Genomic DNA, 13536 nt, shown 5'->3' on the forward strand with positions numbered 1-13536 from the left:
GCTTGCATGGAGGTCCCCATGAGTATCACCCGTACTCGCAGCGCCGTCGCAGGCGGCGCCGCGCTCGCTGCCGTTGCGGCGCTGGCGCTGCCGGCGGTGGCCTCGGCGGCACCGCAGAACAACAGTCCCCTCGGCAGCATCATCGACGCGGGGTCGTCGCAGTCGGCGATGCCGGACCTGGGCTCGCTGCAGTCGTCGCTGGGCAGTGCCGTCGCGCCGGTCGCCAGCCTGGCCGCACCGCTGGGGAGCCTGCTGTTGCCGGTGGGCAGCCTCGCCGGTTCGCTGGGTTCGGTGGTGCTGCCGGCGGGCAGTCTGATGGAGCAGCTCGGCAGCGCCGTGCCGGGAAGCTCCGGCAGCGCGGCGCCCGACTCGTCGGGCAGCGCACCGCCGCTGCCGGACACGGGCAGCGCGCAGTCGTCCGGGGCCACGGACGCGCCCGCCGGGAGCAGAAGCGCCGACGGCAATCCGTTCGACGACCTCATCGCGACGCTCGCGAGCCTGTTCACCGGGATGTCCTGACCGGGACCGGCGCGGCACAGCGGTGTGCGACGCTACTATTCGCGGGTGCACCAGCTGTCCCTCTTCGCGGCGGAGTCCGAGGAACCCGCGCCGTCCGACCTTGCCGGGCTGCTCGCCGCGGGCGGGCACGCGGTGGTGACCGGCGCGGGCGCCCGTGTCTCCATCATCGTCGACGCCCCGTGGCGTGCCCGCGCCGTCCTGCAGATGATGCAGCAGGCACTGCGGGCAGGACACCCGCAGGCGGTCGAGGCCCTCGAGGCGGCGGAGATTCTTGGAACGGCGGAGATCCTCGAAACGGATGAGGGGCGCCCGCTTGTGCGCACGGCTCCCGCGCCGGAACTGCTGCCGCTCGCCAGGGCGTGGCAGCGCGGCGCGATCAAACGCGTCCCCGACGGGTGGGTCCCCTCGGCGCGAGCACTGCGAGCATGGTCCCTCGCCGCCGGGCGGGCGGTGGACGGGCATTACCTGCTGGGCCTCGATCCGCATGCCGAGCAGACGCACCAACCGTTGGCCGCGGCGCTCGCGGGCGCCGGGATCGCCGTCACCGTGATCGGCCCGCGCGGCGGCGGGCCTGCCGTGCGGGTGACGGGTCGGCGCCGGCTCTCGCGGCTTCGCGAGAACATCGGCGAGCCGCCGCAGGACGGCCCGCCCGACGCGTGGCCGCCGGAATGATCGGAACCGACGGTGAGACGTGCCCGTGCCGGGTGTGCAAGTCTGGTGGCGATGACGGACGGGCGCATCGGCGGTCGGCCTTGCACACGGCCGACGGTTGCTGAGTATGGTCGTGTTCCGATAGCGGCGGCTTCGGTGCGCCGATTCGGGCGGCGCGACGCGGAAAGGGTTTGGTCAGCAGGTGGCAAGCACGAAGCAGGGCTCCGGTGCGAAGAACGGATCGGGCGACGCGGTCACGCGCCGGCTCGTGATCGTCGAGTCTCCGGCCAAGGCCCGGACCATCGCCAACTACTTGGGTTCCGGTTACGTCGTCGAATCGTCTCGCGGCCACATTCGCGACCTTCCGCGCGGCGCCGCGGACGTCCCCGCCAAGTACAAGGGGGAGAAGTGGGCGCGCCTCGGCGTCAACGTCGACCATGACTTCGAGCCGCTCTACGTGGTGAGCCCGGACAAGAAGTCCACCGTCACCGAGCTGAAGTCTCTGCTCAAGGATGTCGACGAGCTCTACCTCGCCACAGACGGCGACCGCGAGGGCGAGGCGATCGCGTGGCATCTGCTCGAGGCGCTCAAGCCCAAGGTGCCCGTCAAGCGCATGGTGTTCCATGAGATCACCAAGCCCGCGATCCTCGCGGCGGCCGAGAACCCTCGCGACCTGGACCAGGACCTGGTGGACGCGCAGGAGACGCGGCGGATCCTCGACCGCCTGTACGGCTACGAGGTCTCGCCGGTGCTGTGGAAGAAGGTGATGCCCAAGCTCTCCGCCGGCCGTGTGCAGTCGGTGGCAACGCGCATCATCGTCCAGCGTGAACGTGAGCGGATGGCGTTCACCGCCGCCGATTATTGGGACATCGCCGCCACGCTCGACGCGGGTGCCGATGCCGCACCGCGGTCGTTCGGAGCCAAGCTGCAGTCGATCGACGGCAAGCGGGTGGCCACGGGGCGCGACTTCGGCCAGGACGGGCGGCTCAAGGCGGCCAAGCCCGGCAACGTCGAGGTCACCCTGGTCGACGAGGCCCGCGCCCACGCGCTCACCGAGTCGCTGCGGGGCACCGACCTGACCGTGTCCTCGGCGGAGGAGAAGCCCTACACCCGTCGCCCCTACGCTCCGTTCATGACCTCCACCCTGCAGCAGGAGGCCGGGCGCAAGCTGCGGTTCTCGGCCGAGCGCACCATGCGCGTGGCGCAGAAGCTGTACGAGAACGGCCACATCACCTACATGCGTACCGACTCGACCACGCTCAGCGAGTCGGCGATCCGGGCCGCGCGGGAGCAGGCCGGCGAGCTGTACGGGCCGGAGTACGTGCACTCCAGCCCGCGGCAGTACACCCGCAAAGTCAAGAACGCGCAGGAGGCGCACGAGGCCATCCGCCCCGCGGGTGACCAGTTCAAGACGCCGGGAGAGCTGCACGGCCGGCTCGACGGCGACGAGTTCCGGCTCTACGAGCTGATCTGGCAGCGCACCGTGGCCTCGCAGATGTCCGACGCCCGGGGCGTCACGCTGAGCCTGAAGATCGCCGGCACCGCGCGCAGCGGCGAGCAGTGCGTGTTCTCCGCATCCGGGCGCACGATCACCTTCCCCGGCTTCCTCAAGGCGTACGTGGAGACGGTGGACGCCCTCGAGGGCGGCGAGGCCGACGACGCCGAGCGCCGGCTGCCGTACCTGTCGGAGGGACAGGGCGTGACCGCCACCGAGCTCCGGCCGGACGGGCACTCCACCACGCCGCCGTCCCGCTACACCGAGGCCAGCCTGGTCAAGGCGCTCGAGGAGCTCGGCATCGGCCGCCCGTCCACCTATGCGTCGATCATCAAAACCATCCAGGACCGCGGGTACGTCTACAAGCGAGGCAGCGCGTTGGTGCCCGCGTGGGTCGCGTTCGCCGTCATCGGGCTGCTCGAAGCGCACTTCGGGCGGCTGGTGGACTTCGACTTCACCGCGTCCATGGAGAACGAGCTCGACGAGATCGCCGCCGGGGCCCAGAGCCGGATCGACTGGCTCACGGACTTCTACTTCGGCAATGCATCGGACCCGGCGGGCACGCTGTCCGGCTCGGGTGGGCTCAAGCAGCTGGTGGGCGGCAACCTCGAAGACATCGACGCGCGTGAGGTCAACTCGATCCGCGTGTTCGACGACGCGGAGGGCCGGCCGGTGTTCGTGCGCGTCGGACGGTACGGGCCGTACCTCGAACGCACCGTCATCGGCGACGACGGTGAGCCGACGTCGCAGCGCGCCAACCTCACCGACTCGATCTCACCGGACGAGCTCAGCGTCGAGGTGGCCGAGAAGCTCTTCGCCACACCGCAGGAGGGGCGCGAGCTCGGCGTGGACCCCGCCACCGGCCACCGCATCCTGGCAAAGGAGGGCAGGTTCGGCCCGTACGTGACGGAGGTGCTGCCCGAGCCGAAGCCCGACGCCGACGCAGCGGGTGCCGGAGTTGTGGAGCCGGAGGCCAAGGAGGCGCCCGCCAAGGCCGCGGCCAAGAAGGCGCCCGCCAAGGCCGCGGCCAAGAAGGCGCCCGCGAAGAAGACGGCGAAGAAGGCGGCAGGACCCAAGCCGCGCACCGCATCGCTGTTCAAATCGATGGAGTTGTCGTCGCTCACGCTCGATGACGCCCTCACGCTGCTGTCGCTGCCGCGCGTGGTGGGCGTCGACCCGGAATCCGGTGAGGAGATCACCAGCCAGAACGGCCGGTACGGCCCCTACATGAAAAAGGGCACCGATTCCCGGTCGCTGGCGACGGAGGACCAGATCTTCTCGATCACCCTCGACGAGGCCCTCAAGATCTACGCCGAGCCCAAGCGGCGGGGCCGCCAGGCCGCGAAGCCGCCGCTGCGCGAGCTGGGCGACGACCCGTCCACCGGCAAGGCGATGGTGATCAAGGACGGGCGGTTCGGCCCGTACGTCACGGACGGCGAGGTGAACGCGAGCCTGCGCAAGGGCGACGAGGTGGCGGAGGTCACCGTCGACCGGGCTTCCGAGCTGCTGGCGGACAGGCGCGCGAAGGCGCCGGCGAAGAAGACCGCCAAGAAGACGGCCGCCAAGAAGTCTCCTGCGAAGAAGACCGCGGCGAAGAAGACGGCGGCGAAGAAGTCTCCTGCGAAAAAGACGGCCGCCAAGAAGACCACAGCGAAGAAGGCGGCGGACTGACCCCCGGGATCACGTGCGCGGGCCGGTGGCCACGGGCGGCAGCTGCTGCCAGTGGGCGAGGACGGCCGGGTCCTGCATCTCCATCCATGCGATCACGTCGGAGTACGTCGCGCAGACCGTTTCGGGGTCGTCGCAGACTTCGCGCATGAAATCGGCGGTGGCCGGGTTGAAGGCGTTGCCGTTCCAGTCGTTGAAGTGGTTGGCGATCACGAGCGGTGCGCGGTTGCCGCCCTTGGCCTGTCCGTACATGTACATGTAGGTGTCTTTGACGATCCGCCGCACTTCGGGGGCGGTTTCCGGCTCGTCGCGTGCGCGGTTGAACGTGTACCAGAAGTTGTAGTCGAGGGCGGTCTGGGTCTTTCCGAGCGGCGGCGAGTAGACGTTGGGGATGGGGAACTCCCAGATGCCGTCCACTTTGTACGGCCAGGAGATGCCGGTGGTGGGCGAGGGCATGGACGAGTCCCAGGTCATGCCGTGGGCCTTCCACGCGGGGATGAGCTGGTCGAGCCGGCCTTCGAGGCATTGGGTGCGGCCGCCGCGGACCTCGTCGGGACCGAAGAGCAGTTCCTCGGGGGCGTTGTCGAGGCCGTTGTTGTGTTTCCAGCCGGCCATGAGTGAGAAGAACTCGTCCAGCTCGACGTTCCAGTCGTCCGTGGTCCAGCGGTCGCCGTTGTAGCCGCCGCCGGCGCAGAAGTGGCCGACGTAGTGGGTGCCCATCTCGTGGCCGGCAAGCCAGGTGCGGTTGAGGTAGCGGATCTGCTGGCGCACCTCGCTGCGGGTGCCGCCGAAGGCGACGGCTGCTTCGCCGGGTGCGTGACCGGGGCCCTGGTAGTGGTCCGCGTTGTCGTCGGTGAGGAAGTACAGGCCGGTCATCAGGGCGGTGAAGCGGGCGTCGGTGGCCTCGGCGGCGTCGAGGAACATGTCCCAGTTGGGGGTGACTCCGACGCCGTCGAAGGAGAACAGCACGAACTGCGGCGGCTTCTCTCCGGGGGCGAGCCTTGTCATCGGCACATTGGTAGGGGGCGGGGCGGGCGGCGAGGAGGGAGGCGCAGCAGGGGGTGCCGGTGTCCCGGCGGAGCCTGTGGCGACCCGCCCCTGCGGCCGGCCGCCGTCGTCCGCGGCGCTGCTGCTTCCGGTGCTCTGCCACTGGAGCAGGCCGATCGTCGCGGTCACCAAGACGAGGGCCATGCCGACGGCGGCATATTCGGCCAGGCCGGGCCGCCTGCGCACGAGGGTACGGCGATAGCGGGCGCGTGCCGCACGGCCGAAACGGCGGGAGCGGTGGTGACGCCCCGTCATAGACGACGGGACGCGGTGGCAGGCGGGCATGCCGTGGTGCGCCGCGGACGGTCCACCCCGCTCCGGCCGGTGGCTTCGGTGCGAGTGACGTTGGACCGCACGGAGCTTCGGATCAGACGGACACGACGGTCGTGGATTGTGTCGGCGGTCACGCACCGGACTATAACAACGGCGTAGTCCCGTGGTGCACAGGCGATCCGCCGCGTGTCCTCCGAATGCGCACTGCTCGAACCGGGAATCGCACGGGACGTGCGGTCGTCACGGCACCGGACGCATGAGCCTCGTGGTCGCGGTACGGCCGCGGAGGAGCACCGCGTGGCCCGCACCCCACCGTGCCTGCTCGTCGGCCGATGCGGCGTCCCACACGGTGGACGACGCCAACGTCCGCGTCGGCTCGTTCTTCGCCAGCTCAGTGAGCCGCGCGGCCTCGTTGACCGGCGTTCCGATCACGGTGTACTCCATGCGGTCCGCCCCGCCGACGTGGCCGGCCACCGCCGTGCCCGCGGAGACGCCGATGCCCATGCCGGTCCGGCCCACGATGTCCGTGAGGATGGGGCGCAGTTCGCGCGCCGCCGCGAGCGCGGCCGTGCACGAATCGCCGTGGTCTATGGGGGCGCCGAACACCGCGAGCGTCGCGTCGCCCTGGAACTTGTTGACGAACCCGCCGTGCGCGTCGACGACCCGGATCACGGCGTCGAAGAAGGCGTTGAGCATCCGGACGACCTCCTTGGGGCCGGACCGGTCGGTGATCGTCGTCGATCCGACGAGGTCCACGAACAGCACGGCCACCTCGTGTTCCTCGCCGCCCAGGTCGGTGCCGCGCTCGAGGGCCTGGCGTGCCACGTCCTCGCCGACGAACCGGCCGAACAACTCGCGCAGCCGGCGCCGTTCGGCGAGGCCCGCGACCATGCCGTTGAATCCCATCTGCAGTTCACCCAGCTCGGTCGTGTCGTACACGGTGACCTGGGCGGTGAGGTCGCCGCGCCGGACCTGCTGCATGCCGTGCTGCAGCGCCCGGATCGGATCGCCGACGGCGCCGGCGGCCAGCCACGTCGTGAACGCACCCAGGACGAGGCCCGCGGCGGCCAACGTGACGACCGCAGGGCGGATGTCGGCGGGCCGGCCCACATCGTCCGCCAGGCCGACGTCGGCCGCCACCATGAGGACTCCCAGGACGGGAAGCCCGGTGCCCAGCAGCCAGGCGGTGAGGATGCGCTGCCGCACTCCGGGCGTGAAGACCTGCGCGAGGATCGTGCCGTCGAGAAGCGCGGTGGTGGCCGGCCGCAGGAAGCGTTCCGCCTCGAAGTAGGTGAGCGCGGCGCTGGCGACGCCGCCGAGAAGGACGGCGAGTGTGACGACACTGCCCATGCCGGCGGAGAGGTTCGCGCCCTGCCAGACGACCGGCAAACCGCACACCACCCACAGTGCACCCACCAGCATCGCCTGCGCGATGGGGACGCGGATGACCCTGCGGCGCACGCCGGGCGGCGCGTGGCCCCCGGTAGAGCCTGCACCGGGGGCGGCGGCGAGGGCGGCGCGTTGCCATCGGATCACCGGCCATACGATCCACAGCGTGCCGGCGATCAACAGGACCGCGGACACAGTGATCACCCCCAGGAACAGGGGAAGACGGCGGGCGGCGAAATCGTTCACGGCAGGCGAGAGGGCGTACCGCATGAGCAGGTACAGGAAGACGGCCCCCGCGAGGTTCGACGCCGTGGTGCCGACGATGAGAGCGGGCAGCACTGCGCGCGGGCGCGTCGACGGGGCGAGGACCATGGGGTCAACCTAACGTCCCGGCCTCTCGGGTGTGGGGCGCTCGCACACCGCCGGATCAGGCAGGAGAATCCAGGGGCTCGTCGGCGGTGCGGGGTCGGCTGAGGCGCGTCTCCGCCCGACGCCCCCGGAGCAGCACGGATTCCCCCGGCACCCAGCGCTGCATCTCGTCGGGCGCGGCGGCGGCGACGGTGGTGGCGGACGCCAGCACCGCGCATCGCTCGTTCTTGGCCAGTTCGGTGAGCCGGGCCGCCTCGTTGACCGGGTCGCCGATCACTGTGAACTCGAACCGCGCGGCCGCGCCCACGTGTCCGGCGATGGCGACGCCCGCCGAGACGCCGATGCCGAACTCCCCTTCGCCGACGACGATGTCGAGGCGATCGCGGAGCTCGCGGGCGGCGGCGAGAGCGCCGCCGGCCGGATCGGGGTGCTCCAGCGGTGCGCCGAACACCGCGAGCGCCGCGTCGCCCTGGAACTTGTTGACGAATCCGCCGTGATGCCCGACCGCGTCGACGATCTCGCGGAAGAACTCGTTGAGGAGCATGACGACCACCTCGGCGCCGACCGTGGCGGCGAGCCGGGTGGACCCGACCAGGTCGACGAACAGCACCGCGACGTAGCGTTCCGCTCCGCCCAGCTCGGTGCCGCGCTCGAGTGCCCGGCGTGCGACGTCCTCGCCGACGTACCGGCCGAAGAGGTCGCGCATGCGCTGGCGTTCCTCGAGGCCGCGCACGAGGTCGTTGAACCCGGCCTGCAGCAGCCCGATGTCGCTGCCGTCGTACACCTCCACCGCGGCGGTCAGGTCTCCTGCCTGGACCCGGTGCTGCGCCTCGCGCAGCTGCGCGATGGGATCCCCGATGGCGCTGCCGACGAGGAAGAACGCGAGGACTCCGACGACCAGGGTGATCAGCGAAACGATGAGGACCACGTCGAGCACCCGGCTCGCGTCGGACGGCAGCACGCCGAGCTTGAGGCCCCCCACGGTGAGCGTGATACCGACGACGGGGATGCCTGTGCTCACCGCCCATGCCAGCATGATGCGGTGGGACACGCCGGGGGCGTTGGTCTGCTCCATCACGCCGTAGCTCAGGGCCTCCGCGGCGAGGGGACGCAGGATGCGCTCGGCCTGCAGGTATCCGAGGGCGCTCGTGGTGACGGCGCCCAGCCCGCCGGCGACGGCGATGGACAACACGCCGCCGCCGAGTGTGGTGACGTTGATGAGCGTCAGCAGCAGTACCCCGCCGGCCCACATGCACATGTGCAGGATCGCGTGGTAAAGCGGAACCCGCATGGCCCGCCGGCGCACCTTGAGGGTGTCCTCGATGCTGTCGCGCTGCCACCGCAGGACGGGGAGCACGAGCATGATGCCGCCGATGCCGCCGACGACGAGCGCGATGGCGAGGTAGCCGAAGAACAGCGCGGCCGAGGCGGGTGTGAACGCGGACGGGGTGGTGATGGGGCTGTCCGGGATGAGGATCTTCATGCACAGGAACACCAGCAGCGCACCGACGACGTTGGCGCTGAGCATCGTCATGGCATACACCGGCCACGGCGTCCTCACCAGCCAGCGGACCAGCCGCCATACGCGTCGCACGATTGTCACCGTAGTCGCAGCGTGTCGGCGGGGGAGACTAATGTCGGGGCCCATGGTGGTGAGTGCGGGGAGCGTGTTCGATCGACTGGTGGGGCAGCATCGGGCTGTGGAGACGCTGGCGTCCGCGGCCGATGCGGCGCGGAGCGCCGCATCGGGGATGACGCATTCGTGGCTGTTCACAGGTCCCCCCGGGTCGGGCAGGTCCATCGCCGCGCTCGCGTTCGCGGCCGCACTGCAGTGCACGTCGGAGGGGGTTCCCGGCTGCGGCGAATGCGCGGCGTGCCGCACCGCGCTGGCGGGCACGCACGGCGATGTGCGTCGCGTCGTGCCCGAAGGCCTGAGCATCCCCGTCAAGGAGATGCGTGCCATCGTGCAGGTGGCCAACCGGCGGCCCAGCGTGGGGCGCTGGCTCATCGTGGTGGTCGAGGACGCGGACCGGCTCACCGAGGGCGCATCGAACGCGCTGCTCAAGGTGGTGGAGGAGCCGCCGGAGCGCACCGTGTTCCTGTTGTGTGCGCCGTCCACCGACCCGGAGGACGTGTCGGTGACGATCCGTTCCCGTTGCCGGCACGTGGGGCTGGTGCAGCCGCCCACGGCGGCGGTGGCGCAGGTGCTCCGCGAGCGCGACGGATTGGACGAGGCGCAGGCACTGTGGGCGGCGTCGGTGAGCGGAGGGCACGTCGGCAGGGCACGCAGGCTGGCGCGCGACGAGGCGGCCCAGGACCGGCGGCTGCAGGCGCTGCGGCTGCCCACGGCGGTGCTGCGTCCCGCAGGCGGCTACCTGTTGGGCAAGCAGCTGGTGGACGCGGCCGAGGCCGAGGCCAAGGATGCCAACGCGGAGCGCGAAGCGCGTGAGCTGGACGAGCTGCGCACGGCGTTGGGTGCCGGGGGGACGGGCAAGGGCACCGCGGGGACCATGCGCGGCACCGCCGGGCTGATCAAGGACCTGGAGAAGCAGCAGAAGACCCGGCGCACCCGGTCGCAACGCGATGCCCTCGACCGCGCGCTGATGGACGTGGTGGGCCTGTACCGGGACGCGCTGGCGGTGAGCATGGGTTCGTCCGTGCCGGCGCTGCACCCCGACCTCGCCGACGACGCCCGCGCCGTCGCACGCGAGGCTCCGCAGGCGGGGCTGCTGCAGGCGGTCGAGTCGGTGCTCGAATGCCGCGAGGCACTGTCGTCGAACGTCAAGCCGCAGGTGGCGATGGACGCGATGATCGCGGGTCTCGAGGCGGCCACCAGGCGCTGACCGCGACGGCGGTACCCCGATTTTTGTTCCGGGCCGACGTGCCGCTAGACTTCACTTCGCCCGGGCAGCCCCCGGGCGGCTCTTCCGGGCGTGCTCGGAAAACGCCACCTTAGCTCAGTCGGTAGAGCGATTCACTCGTAATGAATAGGTCACCGGTTCGATTCCGGTAGGTGGCTCCAGTGCGCGGACCCCATCCCTGAAGGGATGGGGTCCGGTCTTTTCGGTGCGGGCTGCGGGGCGCGTGCACCGGCACTGCGCTGGGAAAACGGGTATACCCCAAGTGGTATGACGCGCGCCTGGCCGGCGACTTGGCACCCTGTGTGCGGTGCTGTTAGCCTGTGTATTAGCGGCGGTTCGCGCCTACCCCCCCTGGCGCACCCCGCTCTCGATTCCTTCCGCCACCTCCCCCCCGGCGGAAGGAATCCCGGCCCGTCCCGCCTCCACCCCCCGGATGGCGGGACGGGCCCCTTACTTTCCCGGTCCTCTACGCGCGCGGCGATCCCGTCACTTGCCCAGCGACCCCAGCGAGCCGAACAGCGCACTCAGGTCGAAGGATCCGCTGGCCGCGCCATTGCCGCCGTCGCCCGGGGTGCCGCCGCCCGTGGCCATTGCCACCTGAACCGACGTGGAATTGCTGGATGACCGCACAGAGCCGGTGCCGGAGTTGTACTCGGCCGTGATCGTGCGCTGCCCCGCGGTGGCAGGTGTCCACTGCAGGGTGGCGACCCCGTCGGTCACCGCGGTGGTGCCAATGACGGTTGCGCCGTCCTTGAAGGTGACGGTGCCGGTTGTCGCGTCGGCTCCCGCGACCGTCACGACCACGCGCAGGGCGCTCGTTGCGCCGACTTCGGCTCCGTCCACGTTGTCGATCGTGGTCGTGGATTCCTGCGCCTCGACCGGTGCCGGCCCGATCGTGATGGTGGACGCGTCACTGGTCGATCCGCTGACGCCGTCGCGTCCGGAGAAGACGGCGGTGATGTTCGCCGTGCCGGTCGTGGCGGGCGTCCAGGAGTACTCGGCGCGGCCGTCCGCTCCGACGGGGACGTCGGCGATGGTTTCGCTGCCGTTCTTGAAAGTCACCTCGCCTCCGGCAGCGGCGGGGGACACCGCGGCGCTGAGCTGGACGGCGGTGCCGACCTGGCCTGACGCGGGCACTGACAGCGAGGTGATGGAGCCGATGTTCTGTGCGGCCACTTGCACCGTTTGAGCGGCGGAGGTGGATTTCGCCACGTTGCTGTTACCGAGGTACTTGGCAGTGATGGACTGAGTGCCCTTGGTGGTCGGAATCCAGTCGAACTCAGCTTTGCCTTCGGAGTCGAGGGTGCTGGATCCGATCTTGGTCGAGCCCGAGTAGAAGTCGACGGCATCTCCGGCCGATCCGGCGGTGACGGTCGCCGCGAGAATTGTCGGCTCGCCGACCTGTGCCGATCCGACAGGCGCGAGAGTCGTGGACGATGCCGCCTTCTCGACGGTGATGGTCGGCCCGAGATCGGTGTCCACCGTGTTGGCGATGAGTCCTCCGGTGTGGTGGAAAGACACCCCACCGGTGGCGACCTGCCCCGGGGCGCAGCGGACGATGTACTCCGCCGTCCACTCGACAACCTTGTCCGGCGTCATCGACCAGCCGCCGCTGTCCAGTTTCGTCACTCTGGGGTCGACGACGGCGGGATTGGTGACCGAGGTCATCCCCTTACCTGGAACGCTCAGAGTCACCGAATCGGGTACGTACTCAAGGCACGTCGGGTGGTGATCTTCATATGCATAAGCGGAGCCCGACGTTTGGACGTATACCGAGATGGGGGCGATTCCGGCGACCACTCGCCCCTGCAGGCGGTTCGTGATCGTGATCGACTCGCCGTAGCTGGGGGTGCTGTCGCTGACAGTCCTGGTATAGACCAGATCCTGTTTATTGAACGGCCCGTCCTGGGATCGGGCGGAATCGGTCGCGCTGACCGACTCCGCCCCCGCGGCGCCCACCCCGATAGTCGTTGCGAACGAGGCCGCCAACGCCCCCGCTCCCACGCCGGCCACGAGCCGGCGCGTGAAAGTACTGCTCATTCGGATCCTCCATGACGGATACGCCCAACGTGCCGTGGGCGACGCGACTGCATCCGGTCGTCCGTCATGAACGTTCGACCGAGTGATTGTCGACACAATAGCTAACGCGATCGTGGGTTTCAAGCGATTGGTCAGGTGCGGCTCCGTGGCGGTCGCGGTCGCCCCCGGCCGCGCACCCGTGCGGGCACGTCGGGCAGACTGTGGGTTTGTGCGTTCGCAGGGCGCGCGGCGCGCGCCGCGGTCGACAGCCGGGCGCAGCACCGCAGCACAGTCGGAAGGGAACACTCCACGATGCGCGCACTCGTCACCGGCGGGGCCGGCTTCATCGGCTCCACCCTGGTCGACAGGCTCCTCGACGACGGGCACGAGGTCACCGTCGTCGACAACCTCAGTCGCGGCCGGGCGGGCAACCTGGGCCGGGCCCGTGAGAACGAGAACTACAAGTTCGTGCACGGAGACCTCGTCACGGCGGACCTGGGCGAGATCGTCGCCGAGCGCCGGCCGGAGGTGATCTTCCACCTTGCCGCGCAGATCGACGTGCGGCAGAGTGTGCAGAACCCGGCCGCGGACGCCTCCGTCAATGTGCTGGGCACGGTGCGGCTCGCCGAGGCCGCGCGCCGGGCCGACGTACGCAAGATCGTCTTCACCTCGTCGGGCGGCTCCATCTACGGTTCGCCGGAGACGTTCCCCGTCACTGAGTCGATGCCGGTGGATCCGCAGTCGCCCTATGCGGCCGGAAAGGTCTCCGGCGAGATCTACCTCAACACCTTCCGGAATCTCTACGGGCTGGACTGCACGCACATCGCGCCCGCCAACGTCTACGGCCCACGCCAGGATCCGCACGGCGAGGCCGGGGTGGTGGCGATCTTCTCGCAGGCGCTTCTGCACGGCAGCGAGACGAAGATCTTCGGCGACGGCGGGAATACCCGCGACTACGTCTTCGTCGACGACGTGGTCGAGGCGTTCGTGCTGGCATCAGGCACCGACGGCGGCGGGCAGCGTTTCAATATCGGCACCGGTACCGAAACCTCGGACCGCGAACTGCACGGCATGGTGGCCCGCGCCGCGGACGCCCCGGACGCCCCCGCACTGCTGGCGGCCCGCCTCGGCGACGTCCGGCGGTCCGTGCTCGACCCGACGTTGGCCGGCCGGGTGCTCGGCTGGCAGCCGAAGGTCGACATCGAAGAGGGCATCCGGCGGACCGTCGAGTACTTCCGCAGCTGA

The 13536-nt window shown here is 70.2% G+C and carries 9 protein-coding genes and 1 tRNA gene; 6 read left to right on the plus strand and 4 right to left on the minus strand.

Features of this window, described 5'->3' with window-relative positions:
• Nucleotides 1-18: 18 nt before the first annotated feature.
• The 3 genes from H4F70_RS03465 to topA all read left to right on the plus strand — a co-directional run bounded on the left by H4F70_RS03465 (nucleotide 19) and on the right by topA (nucleotide 4336).
• On the plus strand, nucleotides 19-519 hold the full coding sequence (locus H4F70_RS03465) for a hypothetical protein (protein ID WP_182359041.1): 501 nt from the start codon (nucleotides 19-21) through the stop codon (nucleotides 517-519).
• Nucleotides 520-564: 45 nt separating this feature from the next.
• Complete coding sequence (locus tag H4F70_RS03470) at nucleotides 565-1191, plus strand: hypothetical protein (protein WP_182359042.1); 627 nt, start codon at nucleotides 565-567, stop codon at nucleotides 1189-1191.
• A 181-nt stretch (nucleotides 1192-1372) separates the two neighbouring features.
• A complete protein-coding gene (topA, locus tag H4F70_RS03475) occupies nucleotides 1373-4336 on the plus strand; it encodes a type I DNA topoisomerase (RefSeq protein ID WP_182359043.1) in 2964 nt (987 codons plus the stop codon).
• Nucleotides 4337-4345: 9 nt separating this feature from the next.
• Here topA and H4F70_RS03480 read toward each other — a convergent pair whose 3' ends face one another.
• From H4F70_RS03480 to H4F70_RS03490, 3 genes are all read right to left on the minus strand, one after another.
• A complete protein-coding gene (locus tag H4F70_RS03480) occupies nucleotides 4346-5341 on the minus strand; it encodes a polysaccharide deacetylase family protein (protein WP_308316948.1) in 996 nt (331 codons plus the stop codon).
• A gap of 552 nt (nucleotides 5342-5893) precedes the next feature.
• A complete protein-coding gene (locus H4F70_RS03485; RefSeq protein ID WP_182359044.1) occupies nucleotides 5894-7414 on the minus strand; it encodes an adenylate/guanylate cyclase domain-containing protein in 1521 nt (506 codons plus the stop codon).
• A 55-nt stretch (nucleotides 7415-7469) separates the two neighbouring features.
• A complete protein-coding gene (locus H4F70_RS03490) occupies nucleotides 7470-9059 on the minus strand; it encodes an adenylate/guanylate cyclase domain-containing protein (RefSeq protein WP_182359045.1) in 1590 nt (529 codons plus the stop codon).
• Here H4F70_RS03490 and H4F70_RS03495 point away from each other — a divergent pair.
• Nucleotides 9058-10254 carry a DNA polymerase III subunit delta' gene (locus tag H4F70_RS03495; protein ID WP_182359046.1) on the plus strand — a complete coding sequence of 399 codons (1197 nt, stop codon included), beginning with the start codon at nucleotides 9058-9060 and terminating at the stop codon, nucleotides 10252-10254. The two genes, H4F70_RS03490 and H4F70_RS03495, sit on opposite strands and share 2 nt — an antisense overlap.
• Nucleotides 10255-10357: 103 nt before the next feature.
• A tRNA-Thr gene (locus H4F70_RS03500) sits at nucleotides 10358-10433 on the plus strand.
• Nucleotides 10434-10758: 325 nt separating this feature from the next.
• Here H4F70_RS03500 and H4F70_RS03505 read toward each other — a convergent pair.
• Entirely contained in the window at nucleotides 10759-12261 is a 1503-nt protein-coding gene (locus H4F70_RS03505) for an Ig-like domain-containing protein (RefSeq protein WP_182359047.1), read from the minus strand.
• Nucleotides 12262-12603: 342 nt separating this feature from the next.
• Between H4F70_RS03505 and H4F70_RS03510 the strand changes: the two genes are divergently transcribed.
• Nucleotides 12604-13536, plus strand: coding sequence for a GDP-mannose 4,6-dehydratase (locus H4F70_RS03510; RefSeq protein ID WP_182359048.1), 933 nt, complete (start codon nucleotides 12604-12606; stop codon nucleotides 13534-13536).

Origin of the sequence: Tomitella gaofuii (genome assembly GCF_014126825.1) — a bacterium.
GTDB classification, from domain to species: Bacteria; Actinomycetota; Actinomycetes; order Mycobacteriales; family Mycobacteriaceae; genus Tomitella; species Tomitella gaofuii.